This window comes from Streptococcus suis (assembly GCF_002964045.1).
Lineage (GTDB): Bacteria > Bacillota > Bacilli > Lactobacillales > Streptococcaceae > Streptococcus > Streptococcus suis_U.
Genome location: NZ_POPB01000302.1, coordinates 1 through 21,106, shown reverse-complemented (window position 1 = coordinate 21,106; position 21,106 = coordinate 1). Strand labels below are relative to the sequence as shown.

At 39.0% G+C, this 21,106-nt stretch carries 21 protein-coding genes and 3 tRNA genes; 21 read left to right on the top strand and 3 right to left on the bottom strand.

Going from position 1 to position 21,106, the window contains the following annotated elements:
• Positions 1 to 6: 6 nt before the first annotated feature.
• The 9 genes from C1E99_RS04420 to C1E99_RS04380 all read left to right on the top strand — a co-directional run bounded on the left by C1E99_RS04420 (position 7) and on the right by C1E99_RS04380 (position 6,964).
• Positions 7 to 795 carry a glycosyltransferase family A protein gene (locus tag C1E99_RS04420; protein WP_105206714.1) on the top strand — a complete coding sequence of 263 codons (789 nt, stop codon included), beginning with the start codon at positions 7 to 9 and terminating at the stop codon, positions 793 to 795.
• A gap of 109 nt (positions 796 to 904) precedes the next feature.
• Positions 905 to 2,296: a sugar transferase gene (locus C1E99_RS04415; RefSeq protein ID WP_161951147.1), complete on the top strand. Its 1,392-nt coding sequence runs from the start codon at positions 905 to 907 to the stop codon at positions 2,294 to 2,296.
• A 105-nt stretch (positions 2,297 to 2,401) separates the two neighbouring features.
• Positions 2,402 to 3,646 (top strand): nucleotide sugar dehydrogenase, encoded by a 1,245-nt coding sequence (locus C1E99_RS04410; protein ID WP_193441790.1) that lies wholly within the window; start codon positions 2,402 to 2,404, stop codon positions 3,644 to 3,646.
• A gap of 223 nt (positions 3,647 to 3,869) precedes the next feature.
• A complete protein-coding gene (locus C1E99_RS04405) occupies positions 3,870 to 4,103 on the top strand; it encodes a DUF2969 domain-containing protein (RefSeq protein ID WP_029188447.1) in 234 nt (77 codons plus the stop codon).
• Between the two features lie 51 nt (positions 4,104 to 4,154).
• Positions 4,155 to 4,235: transfer RNA gene (locus C1E99_RS04400), tRNA-Tyr, on the top strand.
• 136 nt (positions 4,236 to 4,371) lie between these two features.
• Positions 4,372 to 4,443: transfer RNA gene (locus tag C1E99_RS04395), tRNA-Gln, on the top strand.
• A 123-nt stretch (positions 4,444 to 4,566) separates the two neighbouring features.
• Positions 4,567 to 5,772, top strand: a complete 1,206-nt coding sequence (gene rpsA / locus C1E99_RS04390) for a 30S ribosomal protein S1 (RefSeq protein ID WP_099832371.1) — start codon at positions 4,567 to 4,569, stop codon at positions 5,770 to 5,772.
• Positions 5,773 to 5,809: 37 nt separating this feature from the next.
• Positions 5,810 to 5,881, top strand: a tRNA-Arg gene (locus C1E99_RS04385).
• Positions 5,882 to 5,935: 54 nt separating this feature from the next.
• On the top strand, positions 5,936 to 6,964 hold the full coding sequence (locus tag C1E99_RS04380) for a threonine aldolase family protein (protein WP_105206711.1): 1,029 nt from the start codon (positions 5,936 to 5,938) through the stop codon (positions 6,962 to 6,964).
• 255 nt (positions 6,965 to 7,219) lie between these two features.
• Here the strand turns inward: C1E99_RS04380 and C1E99_RS04375 are convergent, their stop codons facing one another.
• The gene (locus C1E99_RS04375; RefSeq protein WP_105206710.1) at positions 7,220 to 7,627 is read right to left on the bottom strand and encodes a DUF6556 family protein; all 408 of its coding nucleotides are present in this window, start codon (positions 7,625 to 7,627) and stop codon (positions 7,220 to 7,222) included.
• 112 nt (positions 7,628 to 7,739) lie between these two features.
• Here C1E99_RS04375 and C1E99_RS04370 point away from each other — a divergent pair, with 112 nt between their 5' ends.
• From C1E99_RS04370 to C1E99_RS04345, 6 genes are all read left to right on the top strand, one after another.
• Positions 7,740 to 8,882: a cysteine desulfurase family protein gene (locus tag C1E99_RS04370; protein ID WP_105206709.1), complete on the top strand. Its 1,143-nt coding sequence runs from the start codon at positions 7,740 to 7,742 to the stop codon at positions 8,880 to 8,882.
• A gap of 1 nt (position 8,883) precedes the next feature.
• Positions 8,884 to 10,101 (top strand): tRNA uracil 4-sulfurtransferase ThiI, encoded by a 1,218-nt coding sequence (gene thiI, locus C1E99_RS04365; RefSeq protein WP_105206708.1) that lies wholly within the window; start codon positions 8,884 to 8,886, stop codon positions 10,099 to 10,101.
• A 133-nt stretch (positions 10,102 to 10,234) separates the two neighbouring features.
• A complete protein-coding gene (gene brnQ / locus C1E99_RS04360; protein ID WP_105206707.1) occupies positions 10,235 to 11,563 on the top strand; it encodes a branched-chain amino acid transport system II carrier protein in 1,329 nt (442 codons plus the stop codon).
• Positions 11,564 to 11,740: 177 nt separating this feature from the next.
• Positions 11,741 to 12,499, top strand: a complete 759-nt coding sequence (locus tag C1E99_RS04355; protein WP_105206706.1) for an SDR family NAD(P)-dependent oxidoreductase — start codon at positions 11,741 to 11,743, stop codon at positions 12,497 to 12,499.
• A gap of 9 nt (positions 12,500 to 12,508) precedes the next feature.
• Positions 12,509 to 13,270, top strand: a complete 762-nt coding sequence (locus C1E99_RS04350) for a DUF6287 domain-containing protein (protein WP_105206705.1) — start codon at positions 12,509 to 12,511, stop codon at positions 13,268 to 13,270.
• Between the two features lie 20 nt (positions 13,271 to 13,290).
• The gene (locus C1E99_RS04345) at positions 13,291 to 13,632 is read left to right on the top strand and encodes an HIRAN domain-containing protein (RefSeq protein ID WP_105206704.1); all 342 of its coding nucleotides are present in this window, start codon (positions 13,291 to 13,293) and stop codon (positions 13,630 to 13,632) included.
• A gap of 20 nt (positions 13,633 to 13,652) precedes the next feature.
• Here the strand turns inward: C1E99_RS04345 and C1E99_RS04340 are convergent, their stop codons facing one another.
• Together C1E99_RS04340 and guaA are read right to left on the bottom strand one after the other, a co-directional pair.
• A complete protein-coding gene (locus C1E99_RS04340; protein WP_238146206.1) occupies positions 13,653 to 14,375 on the bottom strand; it encodes a hypothetical protein in 723 nt (240 codons plus the stop codon).
• Between the two features lie 624 nt (positions 14,376 to 14,999).
• Entirely contained in the window at positions 15,000 to 16,550 is a 1,551-nt protein-coding gene (guaA, locus tag C1E99_RS04335) for a glutamine-hydrolyzing GMP synthase (protein ID WP_105206702.1), read from the bottom strand.
• 273 nt (positions 16,551 to 16,823) lie between these two features.
• Here guaA and C1E99_RS04330 point away from each other — a divergent pair, with 273 nt between their 5' ends.
• From C1E99_RS04330 to C1E99_RS14940, 6 genes are all read left to right on the top strand, one after another.
• On the top strand, positions 16,824 to 17,522 hold the full coding sequence (locus C1E99_RS04330; RefSeq protein ID WP_105206701.1) for a GntR family transcriptional regulator: 699 nt from the start codon (positions 16,824 to 16,826) through the stop codon (positions 17,520 to 17,522).
• A 103-nt stretch (positions 17,523 to 17,625) separates the two neighbouring features.
• A complete protein-coding gene (locus C1E99_RS04325) occupies positions 17,626 to 17,958 on the top strand; it encodes a putative DNA-binding protein (protein ID WP_105144840.1) in 333 nt (110 codons plus the stop codon).
• 12 nt (positions 17,959 to 17,970) lie between these two features.
• Positions 17,971 to 19,545, top strand: coding sequence for a signal recognition particle protein (ffh, locus tag C1E99_RS04320; RefSeq protein WP_105206700.1), 1,575 nt, complete (start codon positions 17,971 to 17,973; stop codon positions 19,543 to 19,545).
• 191 nt (positions 19,546 to 19,736) lie between these two features.
• Positions 19,737 to 20,402, top strand: coding sequence for a SatD family protein (locus tag C1E99_RS04315; RefSeq protein ID WP_105206699.1), 666 nt, complete (start codon positions 19,737 to 19,739; stop codon positions 20,400 to 20,402).
• A 146-nt stretch (positions 20,403 to 20,548) separates the two neighbouring features.
• Complete coding sequence (locus C1E99_RS15390) at positions 20,549 to 20,677, top strand: hypothetical protein (protein WP_261308950.1); 129 nt, start codon at positions 20,549 to 20,551, stop codon at positions 20,675 to 20,677.
• Between the two features lie 99 nt (positions 20,678 to 20,776).
• Entirely contained in the window at positions 20,777 to 20,932 is a 156-nt protein-coding gene (locus tag C1E99_RS14940) for a hypothetical protein (protein ID WP_193441789.1), read from the top strand.
• Positions 20,933 to 21,106 lie beyond the last annotated feature (174 nt).

The window sequence follows — 21,106 nt, the reverse complement described above, 5'->3', positions numbered from 1 at the left end:
AGAATCATGGTTGTACTTGTTGCAACATTAAATACAGAAAATGTACCAAGACTGATTGAAGAAATGAATTTGATGGAAGTAGATACCATCGTGATCAACCAGTCTAGTGCAGGTAGAGAAGGGACAATTATCGAACAGTGTCAACAAACAACCATTGTCCATAGTGAGAGACTTGGTTTGAGTGCCAGTCGTAACGAAGCGATTTCCCATGCTCAGAGTGAGGATATTTGTCAGATTGCTGACGATGACATGATTTTTGTTGACAATTATAAGGAAATTGTTGAGAATGCCTATCAGGAATTTCCAGATGCAGACGTAATTGTTTTTTATGTCGACCTTGAAAATCATGCTATCGCAAGAAGTAGTATTCCCAAGGGTAGAATGCAGTATCTTCATGCCATGCGTACCTCATCCGTTCAAATCAGTTTTAAAAAGTCCAGCTTAGAGAGGGTAGGTCTCAAATTTGATGAACGGTTTGGTATCGGGGCAACATATGGTTCGGGTGAAGAGAATATTCTCTTGTTTGACGCACTGAGAAAAGGACTGAAACTTTATAGTTATCCCGTAAAAATTGCTTCTTTACGCGAAAGAGAATCACATTGGGATAGATCACCTACACCAGAAAATTGTCGTAAGCGAGGTGCAATATACAAGCGAATGACCAATAACTGGTATTGGTTGTTGATTTTTCAGTTTGCGATTCGCAAACGGAAGCAAATGTTACCTGAAATTTCCATATTTGACAACATTTGCTATATGTTCCAAGGAGCGAGAGAATTTGCTAAGTCAAAATAAGACTTCATCAAACAATTTTCTGTTCAATTTAAGAAAAGCAAGTAAATAGATTTTACATGCTACTCGCATTGTTTTGCAAACAATAACAAAAATAAATAAGGGGGGGGTAGTGGTTGTGTACATTAGAAATCAAGCATGGGCGAAACTTGCCACTATTGTTGAGGCGATTATAGTTGTTGTGGCTACTTTAAAAATAGTAGATGTGTATCAGTTTATTGATATAAATACCTGGGATTTAACATCTCTCTTAGCAACTCTACCTTGGATAATCATTTTTTATGTATTCTTGAGTAGAGCCTTTGATACACATGTATATTATAATCGAACAGTAAAGATTAATATTCTTAATTCCTTTTTTGTTCAGTTATTCTTTTTAAGTAGTTTACTAATAGTTGGAACACTATTTTTGGGTACACTTCGTGTTTCACTAACTTCTTTTGCTATCAGTCTGATAGCAGGTACACTTTTGTCTAGTTTGATTCATTTGACATTTTTTAAGATTTATGAAAATACAGTAAAAAGAAAACGTCTTTTGATATTGGGGGAAGAGTCTGCCGTACTTAAAACCTTGAAGAATTTTCAAGATTCTAGTGAGACCCTGCATAAAATAACTCATTTAGTAACAGATCACTATTTAGAATCTGTCAAGAAAGTCGTAGATGAAATCGATGTGGTCTATATTGCGGGCAACATAGATAGTAAAACCCGATTGTCAATATACGAATATTTGATTTCTCGTGATAAGATCCTTTATCTATCGACCAATGTTGAAAATGCAATCGTCATTAATGCACAGTTGATGAATATCTCTGACGAGAGTATGATTCAAGTTTCACCATACTATTTATCTGTTGGACAAGCCTTTGTAAAAAGGGCCTTGGATTTCCTAACTGCAAGTGTGTTAGTGCTTTTATCAAGCCCTATTTTTATCTTAACGGCAATTTTGATTAAATTAGAGAGTCCGGGACCAATCTTTTATCGACAAGATAGAGTTACAAAAGGAAATCGTGTGTTTTCAATCTTAAAGTTTCGCTCGATGAGAGTAGGAGCCGAGCAAACTACAGGTCCTGTTTTAGCACTCGAAATTGATGATCGTGTGACGAGAATTGGAAAGTTTATTCGCAGAACTAGAATTGATGAGTTACCGCAGTTGATAAACGTCCTAAAAGGAGATATGTCAATGGTCGGACCTCGACCAGAACGGCCATTCTTTGTTGAGCGTTTTATTCAAGAAAACGGATATTATACGCTCCGACACAATGTTCGTGCTGGTATTACAGGCTATGCGCAAGTTTATGGAAAATATACATCTGATTTTCAGAGTAAATTAAAATTTGATTTGCTATACATCAAGAAATATTCCATCTTACTAGATATTAAATTATTACTGAAAACCTTTGTCACTCTTCTCGATAAGACAAGTTCTCGTGGTCAATCACAGGAGGATAGCAAAGAAATCAAGATTGATAAACTTGCTGAAACTATAAAAATACTGTCTTAGTTATAAAATTTTAGTGGTACGATATATAGTGGAGGCTAGTGATAGATTCAAAAGGAAATGTTTATGAACAAAACATTAGAACAAGACAAGGATAGCAGAAATCAGATGACAGTTGCAGAAGAGCCAATGAATACCATTGCAGTTGTTGGTCTTGGTTATGTCGGAATGTCCATTGCAGTTCTGTTAGCGCAAAATAATAAGGTTTACGCTGTTGATATCCAAGAAGAGCGAGTTGAGCAGGTTCGGTCTAAAAAATCTCCAATCCAGGATGATTATATCGAACGATTTTTAAAAGAGGAAAACTTATTCTTAGAAGCTACGACAGATGCTGAATCAGCCTATAAAGCAGCTGATTTTGTAGTGATTGCTACTCCGACCAATTATGACGATAAGACAAATTATTTCGATACAAGCTATGTTGAAAGTGTTATAAAAGATGTTTTGGCAGTAAATCCTGATGCCCTCATGATTGTGAAGTCAACTGTTCCAGTAGGATTTACTTTGAATATGCGTCAAAAATACCAAACTGAGAACATTGTCTTTAGCCCAGAATTTCTTAGAGAATCGAAAGCACTCTACGATAATCTCTTTCCATCTCGTATTATCGTTTCCACAGAAATGACAGACTCTCCTAAGACGAAAATGGCTGCTCAATTATTTGGTGATTTACTGGCACAGGCTGCCCAGAAGGCTGATATCCCAATTTTGATAATGGGTGCCACGGAAGCAGAGGCTGTTAAACTTTTTTCCAATACCTATTTAGCCTTACGAGTTTCTTACTTCAATGAATTGGATACTTATGCGGAGCTGAATAATTTACGGGCAGAAGACATTATTAAGGGTGTTGGTTTAGATACGCGAATTGGTCAGCATTACAACAACCCTTCGTTTGGTTATGGAGGCTATTGTTTGCCTAAGGATACCAAACAATTACTTGCCAATTATCAGCAAGTCCCACAAAACATGATTTCAGCTATTGTTGAAGCAAATCGTACTCGAAAAGATTTTATTGCGGAACAAGTTATCAAATTTGCTGAGAAAATTCATGCCACTACCAGTGATAAACCAGTAACTATTGGTGTTTACCGGCTGACCATGAAAACAAACTCGGATAATTTTAGACAAAGTTCCATCCAGGGAGTGATGAAACGTTTGGGGAGCAAAGGAGTAGATTTAATCATTTATGAACCAACTCTTCCAGAGAACTCAGTTTTTGAGGGTTGGAAAGTGGTGAATGACATTGAAAGTTTTAAACAACAATCAACTGTCATAATTGCTAATCGCTTCGAAGAATGTTTGCAGGATGTTGAAGATAAAGTCTATTCTAGAGACATTTTCAGAAGAGATTGATAATGATCAATTCAATCTGCATTAAGGACGCCAAACGCATGAAGAAAACATCGTTTTCATACAAAAAGTTATTTGGAATTTTGTTGTAATGTAGGTGAAAACTAGGATAAATCAATGCAGGTATGTAAATTTCGTCTTCTTCATGCGTATGGCGTGATTTCAGAAGGCTTGCACTTGCAAGCTCTTCTCTTTTTTTGTAGAATAGTAAAAGTGAGGTTTGAAAATGAGTAAAAAAGATAAAAAAATTGAAATTCAGATTGAAGATAGCAAGGTCTTGGTAAACAAGGAAGAATTTCCAGGTTACCGTCTTGTGATTGGTAAAAAAGTCATCGGAGAGATTGCAGAATTGGCTGATAATCATTTCGCAGTGATTAAAAACGGGAATACGGAAAGCTTTTATAAAAAACTAGAAAAAGCAGTTGGAAATATTATAGAAAATTATAATTTAAGCCACTAAAGGGCTTGTAATAGTCACTATTTTATGTTAGAATAGTGACTGTTGGTGTATGGAAAGATAGCGAAGAGGCTAAACGCGGCGGACTGTAAATCCGCTCCTTCGGGTTCGGGGGTTCGAATCCCTCTCTTTCCATGTCTAAGATACTAAGGGCGTCAAACGCACAGTAAAAATAGGAAGTTAACAGCAAATATTGATTTACTGGTAACTTATCTTTTTACACAACGTTTAGCCTGAATTCATTTTAGAATACTATCTTAGAAAAATGTTTTGGGGTATCGCCAAGCGGTAAGGCAAGGGACTTTGACTCCCTCATGCGTTGGTTCGAATCCAGCTACCCCAGTAAAGGTACTAGATATAGTCTAGTTCGTCAAAGATGTCTAATTGTTGTTGTCCTTGCGTGTGCCTTAAATAAAATATATTTTATGTTGGGTCGAAAGACCTGATTGTCGGAGGTTTTTTTATAATGAACGAATTTGAAGATTTGTTGAACAGTGTAAGCGAAGTTACACCTGGTGATGTGGTAACTGCAGAAGTATTGACAGTTGATGCTGGTCAAGCAAACGTAGCTATCTCAGGTACTGGTGTTGAAGGCGTATTGACTCTTCGTGAGTTGACAAACGACCGTGATGCTGATATCAACGACCTTGTTAAAGTTGGTGAAACACTTGAATTGCTTGTACTTCGCCAAGTTGTTGGTAAAGATACAGACACTGTTACTTATCTTGTATCTAAAAAACGTTTGGAAGCGCGTAAAGCATGGGACAAGCTTGTTGGTCGTGAAGAAGAAGTTGTTACAGTTAAAGTAACTCGTGCCGTTAAAGGTGGTCTTGCAGTTGAATTTGAAGGTCTTCGTGGTTTCATCCCAGCTTCAATGATCGACAGCCGTTTCACTCGTAACACTGAGCGTTTCGTAGGTCAAGAATTTGATGCTAAAATCAAAGAAGTTGATCCTGCAGAAAACCGTTTCATCTTGTCACGTCGTGAAGTTGTTGAAGCAGAGGCTGCAGCAGCACGTGCAGAAGTATTTGGTAAATTGTCAGTTGGTGAAGTTGTAACTGGTAAAGTTGCACGTATCACAAGCTTCGGTGCTTTCATCGACCTTGGTGGTGTAGACGGATTGGTACACTTGACTGAATTGTCACATGAGCGTAACGTATCTCCTAAATCAGCTGTAACAGTTGGTGAAGAAGTTGAAGTTAAAGTTCTTGCAATCGACGAAGTTGAAGGTCGCGTATCATTGTCATTGAAAGCTACACAGCCTGGTCCATGGGATGGTGTTGAGCAAAAATTGGCAGCTGGCGATGTAATCGAAGGTAAAGTAAAACGTTTGACTGACTTTGGTGCTTTCGTTGAAGTATTGCCAGGTATCGATGGATTGGTACACATTTCACAAATTTCACACAAACGTGTTGAAAATCCAAAAGATGCTTTGTCAGTAGGTCAAGAAGTAACTGTTAAAGTTCTTGAAGTAAACGCAGCTGATGAGCGTGTATCACTTTCTATCAAAGCTTTGGAAGAGCGTCCAGCAGCAGCTGAAGGCGAAGAAAAAGCAGAAAAACGTGCTCCACGTCCACGTCGTCAAAAACGTGAAGAAAAACGTGATTACGAATTGCCAGAAACTCAATCTGGATTCTCAATGGCTGACCTTTTCGGTGACATTGAATTGTAATTCATATAAAAACTTGCCTAGTGCAAGTTTTTCCTTTCCGTCCTTAGTGTAATGGATATCACGTAAGATTCCGGTTCTTGAGATGGGGGTTCGATTCCCTCAGGACGGACTAAAAAGCCTGGTGTACAGGCTTTTTTATTTTATATTTTACGGAGGTTGTGAGATGTTACATTTTGAAAATGACTATAACAAAGGTGTCCATCCCGCCTTGCTAGAAGCCTTAGTTGCAAGCAACCAAGAAGGTTTATCTGGATATGGCACTGATAAATATACTGAATCTGCTATCGAAAAAATCAGACTTGCTACGGACTGTCCTAATGCACAAGTTACGTTTTTAGCAGGTGGCACGCAGACCAATCAAATTGTCATTTCGTCTATGTTAGCTTCCTATGAAGGAGTCATTGCAGCGGATACTGGTCATATTGCAGTTCATGAAGCGGGGGCAATTGAATTTACAGGCCATAAGGTGTTGGCCTTACCGCATACGGATGGCAAACTTGTCGCAAGTGAAGTTGAGAACTATATTTCCGATTTCTACGCAGATGCTAATCATGCTCACATGGTTCATCCAGGAATGGTATATATTTCCCACCCGACTGAGTATGGTACACTTTATAGCAAGTCAGAGTTAGAAGATTTGTCAAAAGTTTGCCAACAGCATAATATTCCGCTCTTTTTAGATGGAGCTCGTTTGGGTTATGGTCTTGCTGCTCGTGAAACGGATCTTGATTTGAAGACAATTGCAGAGCTGACAGATGTTTTCTACATTGGTGGTACAAAACTCGGTGCCTTGATGGGGGAAGCTTTGGTATTTACAAAGAACAACCAGCCTAAGAATTTCGTATCGATCGTCAAACACCATGGTGCCTTGTTGGCGAAAGGAAGAGTGACAGGTGTCCAGTTTGATTGCTTATTTACTGATGACTTGTATCTTGAATTGGGGCGTCATGCTATCGCAATGGCAGAGCAACTGACCCAGATTCTGGAAGATAAAGGATTTCAATTCTACCTCAAATCACCAACCAATCAGCAATTTGTTATCGTCAAAAATGAAGAGTTGCCTAAACTGACTGAAGCAGGAATTGCTTACAGTTTCTGGGAAAAATATGACGATAGTCACAGTATCATCCGCTTTGCAACTAGCTGGTCAACTAGTCAAGAAGATATTGATGAATTGAGAAATAGATTATAGCAAGCAAAAAAGAAAGGTTAGCCCTTTCTTTTTCGTCTGTAAATTTTGATCTCTTTTCTTCTAGAATATTCTTATTACAAACTTAATAAGAAATAGATTAGAAGAAATTTTAATTCAAAAATTAGTCAAGTATATAATGCATAAGAAAACGATTTGAAACAGAATTTTCTATATGTGATTAGTATTAGTAATCATCAAAAGCGTACCATTTTGATCATTCAGTATATCAAAATAAACGAATTAAATGAAAAAATATTATTGATCAGATGTTGTTTCAGAAGCACCGCTTGTGACTTCTGAACTAGCGCTAGTTTCTGTAGCTTCGGATGTTTGACTTAACGAAGTACTGCTTTCAGATGAAATATTGGTAGATTCAGAAGTCGTTGCTGAAGCTGATTGTATTGTTTCACTAACTGAACTTGTAGTTGTGTCATAATTGGATTCTTGGCTAGAAGCGTTGACTTGAGACTGACTACTAGAGCTGGATGGAGTTATAGAACTACTTGTTGGAGTAGTGTTTGTACTGGATGCTGTCGATTTAGCAGTAAAAGTATAAATAGTAATACAGGCAGTAACAATCCCTAAAATCGAACCTATAAAGGTCAAAAACTTTTGTAGTTTTGTTAAGGCAGAACCATGTTCTTTTCTATTTGTTGATTTCATGTGCTATCCTCCAAGTCCGTCATAAAAAACCAAGTTTAAAACTATCTTAAAGATTGGCGAAAGGCATGAAAACGTGATAAAATAGGACTATTGCAAACAAAGGAATGAAGAAATGATTTATTTTGACAACGCAGCCACGACCCAGGTATACCCAGAAGTGTTGAAGACCTATACGGAAGTGGCGACAAAAATTTGGGGCAACCCCTCTAGTCTGCACAACCTGGGTAGCCAGGCGACACGGATTTTAGAGGCATCTCGCAAGCAAATAGGAGAGCTTCTCGGCAAGGACAGCAAGGAAATCTTTTTCACCTCAGGTGGTACAGAAGGTGATAACTGGGTCATCAAGGGCGTGGCTTTTGAAAAGGCACATCTGGGCAAGCACATCATTGTGTCAGCTATTGAGCATCCAGCGGTAAAGGAGTCAGCTCTATGGCTCAAAACCCAAGGTTTTGAGGTGGATTTGGCTCCGGTCAATGCCCAAGGTTTTGTGGATGTTTCAGCCTTAGAAAGCTTGATTCGTCCAGATACCACATTGGTTTCTGTCATGGCCGTCAACAATGAAATTGGTGCCATTCAGCCCATTCAGGAAATTTCTCAACTGTTAGCTGATAAGCCAACCATCTCCTTCCATGTGGATGCTGTTCAGGCTATCGGCAAGGTGCCAACGGAACGGTATTTGACAGACCGAGTTGATTTTGCTAGTTTTTCAGGTCACAAATTCCACTCTGTCAGAGGAATAGGTTTCGTCTATGTCAAAGCTGGCAAGAAAATCGCTCCGCTATTGACAGGGGGAGGACAGGAAAGCGATAAACGCTCAACTACTGAAAATGTGGCTGGTATCGCAGCAACTGCTAAGGCGCTCCGCTTGACCCTTGACAAGGCGATAGATAGCCAGAAGCGGCTGACAGCCATGAAGCAGATCCTTGTGGATGAATTGGGCAAGTACGATGATGTGACAGTCTTTTCTGGACTAGAGGACTTTGTGCCAAGCATCGTAACTTTCGGGATTAAGAACATCCGTGGTGAAGTCATTGTCCATGCCTTTGAAGACCACCAGATTTACATTTCGACAACTTCAGCCTGCTCGTCCAAGGCTGGAAAACCAGCTGGAACACTGATTGCTATGGGTGTTCCGCAGAAGTTGGCTCAAACTGCCGTCCGTATCAGCTTGGACGATGACAACGATATGGGGCAAATCGAACAATTCCTCACGATTTTCAAACAAATTTATCACAATACACAGAAAGTAAGGTAGTATGAACTATTCAGAAATTATGATTCGCTATGGCGAATTGTCAACCAAAGGGAAAAACAAGATGCGGTTTGTCAACAAACTGCGTAACAACATCAAGCATGTCCTTTCAGTCTATCCAGAAGTGACCGTTTATTTTGACCGTGACCGTGGTCATGTCTATTTGAATGGGGCGGATTATCAGGAAGTGTCAGCTTCTTTGAAGAAGATTTTTGGTATCCAAAATTTTGCACCGTCTTATAAGATTGAAAAATCAGTTCCAGCCTTGAAAGAAGCGGTTGTGGAGATTATGCAGTCTATTTACAAGGAAGGGATGACCTTCAAGATTGCGGCACGTCGTAGCGACCACAGTTTTGAATTGGATAGCCGTGACCTTAACCAAGTCCTTGGAGATGCAGTTTTCACAGCCATTCCAAATGTACAGGTGCAGATGAAGTCGCCAGACATTACTCTGCGAGTGGAAATTCGTCCTGATGCAGCCTATATTTCCCATGAAGAAATCAAGGGGGCAGGCGGTCTTCCAGTAGGTACATCTGGCAAGGGTACGCTGATGCTATCAGGTGGTATTGATTCGCCAGTTGCGGGCTATTTAGCACTGAAACGTGGGGTAGAAATCGAAGCTCTCCACTTTGCAAGTCCTCCTTATACTAGCCCAGGTGCACTTAAAAAAGCCCATGATTTGACTCGTAAATTGACTGCCTTTGGTGGTAATATCACCTTTATCGAAGTGCCGTTTACAGAAATTCAGGAAGAAATCAAGGAAAAGGCCCCTGAAGCCTACTTGATGACCTTGACCCGTCGTTTCATGATGCGAATTACAGACCGAGTTCGTGAAGAGCGTGGTGCTATGGTTATTATCAATGGTGAAAGTCTAGGCCAAGTTGCAAGTCAGACCTTGGAATCTATGCAGGCTATCAATGCAGTAACTAATACGCCTGTTATCCGTCCTGTTGTCACCATGGATAAGCTGGAAATCATTGATATTGCACAAGAAATTGATACTTTTGACATTTCCATTCAGCCATTTGAAGACTGTTGTACCATTTTTGCACCAGACCGTCCAAAGACTAATCCTAAGATTAAAAATGTGGAGCAGTACGAAGCTCGCATGGATGTAGAAGGCTTGGTGGAACGAGCTGTAGCAGGGATTATCCTAACTGAAATTACACCGAAAGAAGAAGTGAAAGACGAAGTGGATAGTTTGATTGCTGATTTATTGTAAGGAAACAAAAATATTTTTCAGAAATATAATGAAAATCTAGCGAAAGCTAGATTTTTTGCAACTTGCTCGGAAAAGCAAGAGTTGTATGGTATAATAGTTTTTCACAAATATTTTTTCTAACAAAGGAGGAGTTATGAAAAAAGGAGCCTTAACAGGTCTACTCCTGTTTGGTATGTTTTTTGGTGCGGGAAACTTGATTTTCCCGCCTGCACTCGGTGTCTTATCTGGTGAGAATTTCTGGCCAGCTATATTAGGATTTGTCGTATCGGGTGTCGGCATTGCCGTCATTGCTCTGATTGTCGGTACCTTAAATCCAAAAGGCTATGTCCATGAGATTTCACGCAAGATTTCCCCTGCTTTTGCAACGATCTATCTTGTAGCCTTGTACTTGGCGATTGGTCCCTTCTTTGCCATTCCACGTACAGCTACAACGTCCTTTGAAATTGGTATCGCGCCCTTGTTGGGTGAAAGTAACGTTTCCTTGTGGTTATTGGTTTTCACCGCTTTGTATTTTGTTGCTGCTTATCTAATTGCCCTCAATCCATCACAGATTTTGAATAGTATTGGTCGTATTTTAACACCTGTTTTTGCCATTTTGATTGTGATTTTAGTGGTGCTAGGTATTGCTAAGTATGTTTCAACCAGCCCATTACCAGCTTCGGAAGCTTATTCAGCGGGTCAGGCTTTTGGTACTGGATTTATTGAAGGATATAACACCCTCGATGCACTGGCTTCCATCGCTTTTAGTGTGGTAGCAGTAAACACCTTGAAGCAACTTGGTTTCTCCAGCAAGAAGGAATATGTATCTACCATTTGGTCAGTAGGCCTTATTGTAGCCTTGGCTTTCTCAGCGCTTTATGTTGGTTTGGCTTTCCTTGGAAATCATTTCCCAGTGCCAGCAGATGTTTTGGCGTCCGATACCAACAAGGGTGTCTATGTTTTATCTCAAGCAACCCAAGCCATCTTTGGACCAAGTGCACAGATTTTCTTGGCAGCGATGGTTATCGTAACCTGCTTCACTACAACAGCTGGTTTGATTGTGTCTTCTGGTGAATTTTTCGCTGAGCGTTTTCCACGTTTTAGCTACAAAGTATATGCGACTGTCTTTACCTTGATTGGTTTTGGGATTGCCAATCTTGGTTTGAGTAAGATTATTGCCTTCTCTATTCCAGTTCTTTTGATTCTTTATCCAATTACCATCTGTATTGTTTTAATTACCATTGTCAACAAATTTGTACCGCTTTCAAAATATGGTATGCAGTTGACAGTTGGTCTAGTAACAGCTTTGTCATTGGTAGAAGTTTTGGCAGGTCAATTTGGTTGGACAGCTGTTTCAACAATCATTTCAGCTTTGCCATTGGCCGGACAATCATTAGCATGGTTATTGCCTGCTCTTGTTGGAATCGTTCTTTCACTTTTCTTGCCAAACAAGCAGGAGAGCGAAGTTTTTGACATTAACTAAGTTTCAAAATAATATCAAAATTTCAATTACGCAGACTAATTATCAAATTAAATAGTACAAATTAGAAAACATCGATAAACTAGCAAACGAAAACAATTGAGAAATCATCTCAGTTGTTTTTCATTTATACCTAAAAAGTGTTATAATATTAAGTATATACAGTATGAGGAATTTGAAATGAATAGAACTTGTTTAATTACCGGGGCCAGTAGCGGAATAGGCAAAGCGATAGCTTATTCTTTCGCCAAAAATGGTGATAACGTTATTATAACTGGTCGTAGAAAAGAAAAACTTAAAGAGATAAAGTCTGATATTGAACAGAAATACAATGTGAAAGTGTATATTTCATCGTTCGATATTACTAATAACAAAGAGGTCATCGAGCATTGCCAGAAATTGTTAAGTGAAGTTGGACCCATTCACATTCTAGTTAACAATGCTGGATTAGCATTAGGCTTGGAGAAATTTCAAGACTATGATTTTTCAGACATGATGACAATGGTTGATACCAACATAAAAGGCTTGTTAGCAGTGACACATCAACTATTGCCACAAATGGTTAAGAACAATGAAGGCCATATCATCAATATTGGTTCAACAGCTGGAATTTATGCTTATGGTGGTGCAGCAGTCTATGCAGCTACAAAATCAGCCGTTAAATTTTTATCTGATGGTATTCGAATTGATACACTTGAGACGAATATAAAAGTGACTACCTTGCAACCAGGAATTGTAGAAACAGATTTTAGTCAAGTTCGATTCCATGGTGATGTAGAAAAAGCAAAGGCTGTTTACCAAGGGATTGAAGCCTTACAAGCCGACGATATCGCTTCCTGTGCGCTTTTTGTAGCAAACCAACCAAGTCATGTGCAGATCTCTGACATGACGATTATGGCAACAAAGCAAGCAACTGGCTTTACCATCCATAGAGAATAGGAGTGTGATATGAGAAAAAATGGTTATTTATGTGCTGTAAGTTTACTTTGCTCTGTATTTTTGATTGCTTGTAGCAATAATCAAGGTCAAGAATCAACTGCTACATCATCAAGTGTTGAACAAGTGACTAGCGAGTCAAGCTCAACAACTAGTTCAAGCGAACAAAAATCAATTAGTTTATTAACACTAGATATCGATACCCTTATGCAAGGTAATTACGATAGTATTATCGGAACTTGGCAAAATAGCCAGGGAGAGCAGCTGACTTTTAATATCAAAGGCCTGGTTTCAGAGACACGTAATTTGATCGGACGAGGAAAAATTACAGATGGAATTTTCGAAACTGGTTTTGTAGACAAAAACACTGGCGAATCTGGTCTGTTAATGGTACCTGCCAACTTTTCCATTCCATCAAGTTTATTAAACGGTGGAGAAGACCTTTCAGATACAACAAAAGACAGAATGGTCATTGCAACAGAAGTTTTAGATACAGCTGTTGATGTTTTCTACCGCGTCTCAAATTCAGCTAATAGTGGTTTGGATCCATTATCAAATACTCAAACAGGAGTAACCTTAGATAGCGGGCCAAAAACGATTGAATATGCCAATCAAATACTTGGAGAAAATAACTGGCAAGTAGTTGAAGGCAATTATACTAGAACTGAATCCATACCTTATAATATTTTGGAAGGAAATGATAAAATCCGTTATACAGTTTATCAAAACGGGGTTATTATCAACGCTAATTATCAAATTGTTTATCAACCATAATTATAAAATGGAGGTAGCATATGTCATTCTCTTCATTCGAACCAACTAGAAATGTTCAAGATTTTCATTTAGCCGCTTTCGCTTATTATGATGGACTAGATGTCATTGATGAGCTCAAACCAGGTACACCTGTACAATTGATAGGGGAGCCAACCAATCCCCATGATTCCGAAGCTGTCGCAATATTTTATAATGGCACAAAATTAGGCTATATTCCAGCCGATAAAAACTCATTGATCAGTCGTCTCATTTATTTTGGACACGGAGATATTCTTGAAGCTAGAATTCAAATGTCCAATACTGAAAATCATCCCGATCGTCAGTTTAGAGTTGTCGTAAAATTGAAGGATAATCGAAAATAACAGTCAATTGATTTTGGCTGTTATTTTATACGCAATTTCGCTGCCTTTTTCTGCTTCTCAATAATACTTACGAATGCTGAAAATGAAGCATCTAAACGACTTTGATAATGTTTATTTTGGATAAGTAGTTGCTCTAGAAAGATGGGGAATGTCCCCTTTTTATAAAGTTCTCCTTGAAAGAAGAATTTATCTGTACGTTTATCAATGAAGACAATAGAAGAACGCCAGCGACTTTTTCGAGAGTGCGATGGTTTCCATGAAATTTTTAATTGATTCTCATAAAAATACCAGCCCATGATATAGATTTTAGTTTCTCTATTTCTTTTATGATCCTTGTATAGGCATGGTACAGCATAAACATTCCCTCGATTGGTCTGTAGAAAAGGATGAAAGTCTCTAATTTTTTCATATTCATTTCGAGGAACAATGTTTAATTTACTATCCTTTTCATATTTTTTCTCATCTACAGTATAGGAATAGCGGTAGGGGTCATAAATGGTTGTACGATTGTGTTCCCTATATTTTTGAAGCAAATCCTCGAAAATTTTTAAGTTACCATAATTTTCGACTATATAAGATAGGCTGACACCTCTACGATTGATATTTTTTTGTACTTCGAGAACATAACAAGTCGCCCAAGACTCATATGGAACAGCACCCAATCCAATCAACAAATTATCTTTATCGAAATGACTTGCAAATCGTGACTCATGGTTTTTTCCAGACTCGCTTTGTAAATCCACGTAGACTATATTATTCTCATTTTTATAAACAATCAAAAAGCTTTCAAGAAGGTTCGAATGTTGAAATACTGGTATGGAATAAAAATGATGAAAGCTCGGTAAATTTAATAGTTTTCCAATAGTGATATTTGTCATACATTAAGTATATCAAAAAAATAACTTCAATTCTAGACAAAAGTTTAATTTGTTAAACTTTTCGGGTTAAATAAAAATGATACGTAGAAAAGTAGCTAAAACAACAATTTCAGAAGTAAAAAAAGAACTAGATAAACACAAATCAGATTCTGAACAATAATGAATACAATAAAAGGAAGCCAAACTAAATATTGACTTCCTTTTATTATATATGTAATTTCTAATCTTGGACTTACGATGCTTTCTTGTTTTCAAGCATCGGCTAAATTTGTCTTGATGGACCGGCTGATAGAACCTATTCTCTGGCTTGCGACGCTTTCTTGTTTTCAAGCGTCGGGTAAAACAGTCTATCCCCAGACAACGATGCTTTTGCGTTTTTAGGCATCGGCTAAATTAGTCTTGATGGACTGGCTGATAGAGCCTCTCCCCAGGCTAGCGACGCTTTCTTATTTTTAGGCGTCGGGTAAAACAGTCTATGCTCAGACTGTTTTACTCCCACTCAACTGTTGCTGGTGGTTTGCTTGTGATATCGTAGACGATGCGGTTGACGTGGTCGACTTCGTTTACGATGCGGACGGAGATCTTCTGTAGGACTTCCCATGGGAGTTTGGCAAAGTCAGCAGTCATTCCGTCAACAGAAGTGATGGCACGGATGGCGATGGTGTAGTCGTAGGTACGGCCATCACCCATGACACCTACAGAGCGAACGCCAGTATTAACCGTGAAATATTGCCACACATCGCGGTCAAGGCCCGCTTTGGCAATTTCTTCACGCAAGATTGCGTCAGATTCACGAACAGTCTGGAGTTTTTCTTCTGTGATTTCACCCATGACACGAATGGCAAGACCTGGTCCTGGGAATGGTTGGCGCCATACAACTTCATCCGGCATACCAAGAGCAGTACCGAGGGCACGAACTTCATCCTTAAAGAGAGTATTGAGCGGTTCAATCAACTTGAACTGCATATCTTCTGGAAGACCACCAACGTTGTGGTGAGATTTGATTGTCTCAGCAGTATCCGTACCAGACTCGATAATATCGGTATAAAGTGTTCCTTGTGCTAGGAATTCAACATCAGTCAACTTGCTCGCCTCATCGTCAAAGACGTAAACAAATTCATTACCGATGATTTTACGTTTCTTCTCAGGGTCAGATACGCCTGCTAGAAGGTCTAGGAAACGTTTGGCAGCGTCAACGCGAATAATATTGAGGCCGAACTTGCCACCCAACATCTCCATAACCTGATCACCTTCATTTTTACGAAGAAGACCGTGGTCAACAAAGATACAAGTCAATTGGTCACCGATAGCACGTTGAAGTAGGACACCAACAACAGATGAATCTACACCACCTGACAAACCAAGCAAGACTTTCTTGTCCCCAACAGTCTGGCGGATTTTTTCAATTTCTGTTTCGATGAAGTTTTCCATTGTCCAGTCGCCCTTTGCACCACAGATACCAAATGCGAAGTTTTTCAGAATATCATTACCATAAACCGAATGACGAACTTCTGGGTGGAACTGGATACCGTAGATGCGGCGTTCTGTGTTTTCGATAGCAGCAAAAGGACAGTCAGCAGAAAGACCAACCAAGTGGAAGTCAGCAGGGATTTCAGTTACTGCATCACCGTGGCTCATGAGTACAAGTTGTTCTTCTGGTGTGCCTGCAAACAGAGCTGAATCAGCTTTCAACTGAAGTGTTGATTGACCATACTCACGGTTACCAGCCTCACCAGCAGGAACAACTTTACCACCCAACTTATGAGTGATCAACTGCATGCCGTAGCAAATCCCCAAGATTGGAATACCTAATTCAAAGATTTCAGGATCAATATCGAAGGCATTTTCAGCGTAAACAGAGTTTGGACCACCTGAAAGAACGATACCGATCGGATTGATGGCACGAACTTCCTCAGCAGTAATTTTGTGGTTTTTCAATTCTGAAAAGACACCAAATTCACGAATACGACGTGAAATAAGCTGATTGTATTGGCTACCATAATCCAATACAATAATTTTTTGGACATCTTGTTTTGTCATGTTTTTCCCTTTCGTTTTGAAAATAATTCAAATACTGTTACTTATTTTATCATAAAAACGAACATTTTCCAAACTATATTTGCTAAATATATGTTTTGCAAACTATGGGAGAATTTATAAAATAGAGCGTTCGTTTTTTTCTAGATTTTACTGAGTTTGTTATAGGGAAAGGGTGCAGATTGTTTGTCTAGGAATTTTTTACAGATAAAAATCGGTCTAGATTGGTCAAAATCTTGATATTTTGGTAAACTAGAAGCAAGAAAGGCTAGATAGATGAAAGCAGCATACATTACTATTCATGATAAATTAAAAGAACAGATCGATAAGGGAGTCTGGAAGGTCGGGCAACGATTACCTAGCGAGCGTGATTTGGCAGAGGAATTCGGCGTTTCTCGGATGACCTTGCGCCAAGGAATTACCCTACTGGTTGAAGAGGGAGTCCTACAACGAAAAGTTGGTTCTGGCACTTATGTCGCCAGCACTCGTGTCCAGGAGAAGATGCGTGGGACAACCTCCTTTACAGAATTGGTACAGCTCCAAGGGAAAGAGCCGAGCAGCCAATTACTGTCTTATATCCGAACTAAGCCCAACGATAAGGAAGTTGAGCACCTTGCATTAGCGAAGGGAGAATACATCATCCGGATGGAACGGGTTCGATTTGCTGACAATGTCCCTGTTGTCTATGAGGTCGCTAGTATTCCAGAACGCTTAATTAAAAATGTTCCTAAAGAACATGTGACCAATCATTTCTTCAAAACACTGATTGACAATGGCTACCGTATCGGAACAAGTAAACAAACGATTTTTGCCCGACTGGCTAGCGAAAAAGTAGCCAATTATCTACAAATTTCAAAGAATCAAGCAATTTTAGCCTTGAAACAAGTTTCCTATCTGGAAGACGGCCAGGCCTTTGAGTATGTAAATAGTCAATACGTTGGCGAACGGTTTGAATTCTATCTGGAGAATAATTAACTGCTTTTACATAAACTGAATTATGTAAATAACATCTGTTTTCGATCATCAGTGACAGATGTTTTTATTTATAAAAGCTAGAATTTTTGATATAATAAACCTTATGGAAATTGAAAAAACCAATCGCATGAACGCCTTATTTGAATTCTACGCAGCCTTGCTAACAGACAAGCAAATGAACTACATCGAGCTCTATTATGCCGATGATTACAGTTTGGCTGAGATTGCTGAGGAATTCAATGTAAGTCGTCAGGCGGTCTATGATAACATTAAACGAACAGAAAAATTACTGGAAGACTATGAGATGAAACTGCATATGTATTCGGATTATGTAGTGCGTAGTCAGATTTTCGATGAAATACTGAGCAAGTATCCAGAAGATGCTTATTTGAAGGAAAAAATCGCTATTCTAACCAGTATTGATAATAGAGAGTAAGAGGAGAAGTATATGGCTTTTGAAAGCTTAACAGAACGTTTGCAGAATGTTTTTAAAAATCTGCGTCGTAAGGGAAAAATTTCTGAGAGTGATATTCAGGAAGCAACTAAGGAAATCCGTCTGGCCTTACTAGAAGCCGACGTTGCTCTTCCAGTTGTCAAAGACTTTATCAAGAAAGTACGTGAACGTGCAATTGGTCATGAAGTCATTGAAACCCTGAACCCTGCTCAACAAATCATCAAAATCGTTGATGAAGAATTGACAGCTGTATTGGGGTCTGAAACTTCAGAGATTATCAAATCACCAAAAATTCCAACCATCATCATGATGGCTGGTTTGCAGGGGGCTGGTAAAACAACCTTCACAGGTAAACTGGCCAACAAACTCAAGCAGGAAGAGAATGCTCGTCCTCTCTTGATTGCGGCGGATATTTATCGTCCAGCTGCCATTGACCAGTTGAAAACCCTTGGTCAACAAATTGATGTACCTGTATTCGAGTTGGGCAATCAAGTCCCTGCCCTGGAGATTGTACGCCAAGGTTTAGAACAAGCCAAAGCTAATCATAATGACTATGTCTTGATTGATACGGCCGGTCGTTTGCAGATTGACCAAGCCCTTATGGCCGAATTGAGAGAAATCAAAGACTTTGCTCAGCCAAACGAAATCCTCTTGGTCGTCGATGCTATGATTGGTCAGGAAGCTGCCAACGTTGCGCGTGAGTTCAATGATCAACTGGCTATTACTGGTGTGATTTTGACCAAGATTGACGGCGATACACGTGGTGGTGCAGCCTTGTCTGTCCGTCACATTACTGGTCAGCCAATCAAATTCACCGGTACTGGTGAAAAAATCACAGATATTGAAACCTTCCACCCAGACCGTATGTCTTCTCGTATCTTAGGTATGGGTGATATGCTGACCTTGATTGAAAAAGCCAGCAAAGAATACGATGAGAAGAAATCACTAGAACTCGCTGAAAAAATGCGTGAGAATACCTTTGATTTCAACGATTTCATTGATCAGCTGGACCAAGTTCAAAATATGGGACCAATGGAAGACCTGCTGAAGATGATTCCAGGTATGGCTGGTAACCCAGCCCTTGCCAACTTAAAAATTGACGAACGAGAAATTGCACGAAAACGAGCAATTGTATCTTCTATGACACCAGCTGAACGTGAAAATCCTGATTTGCTGACACCTAGCCGTCGCCGTCGTATCGCAGCGGGCTCAGGAAATAGCTTTGTCGAAGTCAATAAATTTATCAAGGATTTCAACCAAGCGAAAACCATGATGCAGGGTGTCATGTCAGGCGACATGAACAAAATGATGAAACAAATGGGAATCAATCCAAATAATCTCCCTAAAAACATTCCAAATATGAACGGTATGGATATGTCTGCTCTTGAAGATATGATGGGCGGTGCAGGCATGCCGGATATGAGCCAACTAATGGGAGGTGCTGGTATGCCAGACATGTCCCAAATGTTTGGAGGCGGATTGAAAGGTAAAATCGGTGAATTCGCTATGAAACAGGCCATGAAACGCCAAGCCAACAAGATTAAGAAAGCCAAAAAGAAGAGAAAATGATCTCTTCTTTTTACTTTTTATTCGAAGAAGTAAGATACAGCAATATAAAATAGAAGTAGCAAAGCAGAAAAAATGATTTTTGAACTCAAATACTTTCCGCTATAATGGAAATAATAGAAAATGTCCTTTTTAATGGACAACTTATATATTGTCCGTTATAATAGAAATATAATAGAAACAAAGGGCAAGTTATGAATTATATCGCAATAATAGGAGATATTGTCAATTCAAAACAGATTTCCAACCGCTCTAGTATTCAAGAGCGACTAAAACAACAGCTGAGTAGAATCAATCATTCCTTCTCTCAGGACTTCGCATCACCTTTTACCATTACAAAGGGAGATAAATTTCAAGCTTTATGCAAGCCTAACCCTTATATCTTTTTGATGATTGACCAAATCCAAATAGCTTTTCGTGATGAGGTGGAGATTCGATTTGGAATTGGTTTGGGTGAGATTCTAACAGCTATCAATCCAAAGCTAAGTATTGGAGCAGATGGTCCAGCTTATTGGGAAGCACGCAAGGCTATTGACTTCATTCATGACAACCATGACTACGGCACCAGCAAAATTGCATTTTCATCTGAATACAAGCAAATCGATCGTGTGATCAACCCCTTGCTAACTTCTAGCGATTTCATCAAAGCTGCTTGGAATCGTTCGCAAACGGATCTGTTTGAGACCTTAATCTCCCAAAAAATCTATCAAGAAGATTTCAAACAAAAGCCAATTGCTGAGAAAATGAAACTCAGTCAAAGCGCCTTTACCAAACGGTTGAAATCGAGTGGGGTAAAAATCTATTTCCGCAATCGAAAAACAGCTATGGATTTAATCCTGCAGCTCAGTCAAAGAAGTTAATTTTGTTTACATAATTTATTTTGTGTAAACTTTTTCTTAGAATTCTAATCGTAATATAATTTCATCTTCATCGTATTCGCCAGTCGCTAAGTACTAACGCTAGAGACATCTATGTTCAAATAGGGTTTCCTGTTAGAGGAGACTATTTGATTAAACGTGGCAGTAAAATTACAAATATTGAAGTAATTGCTGGGAAGGATGTTCTAAGTCAGATTGTTTATATCCGTCGATTGGTTAGAGAATGCCGCTCAAATGCAAAAGATTGGAAAAAGTAAAAGGCATTGCAGATTATCTGCCAGCAGTAAGATAGAAGCTCATTGGTATAAGGCGAAAAACATAGGTAAAGTTGAATTTAAAGTCAAGAGGTGGTTGTAATGCGAGCTAAATATATTGGTAAGACCGAATTTCATACTTTGGATAACGGGAAAATTTATGAAATCCTTTCTATAGAACATGGATGGTACCGTGTTGTAGATAAATCTGGAGAAGATTATTTATACCCAGCCGAAGAATTTGAAATAATAAAATAATTTACAACACCCAGAGTGATATACTCCCCTTATAGTGGACAGCGAAAAAACAAAAATTTTCACTAGAAACTATGAGGGGAGTTTTATTATGTCCAAAAGAAGTCCAAAATCTGTCTCTGAGAAACTAGAAATTGTTCTACTGCACTTGGAAGCTGGGAAAGCACTTAGATGGTT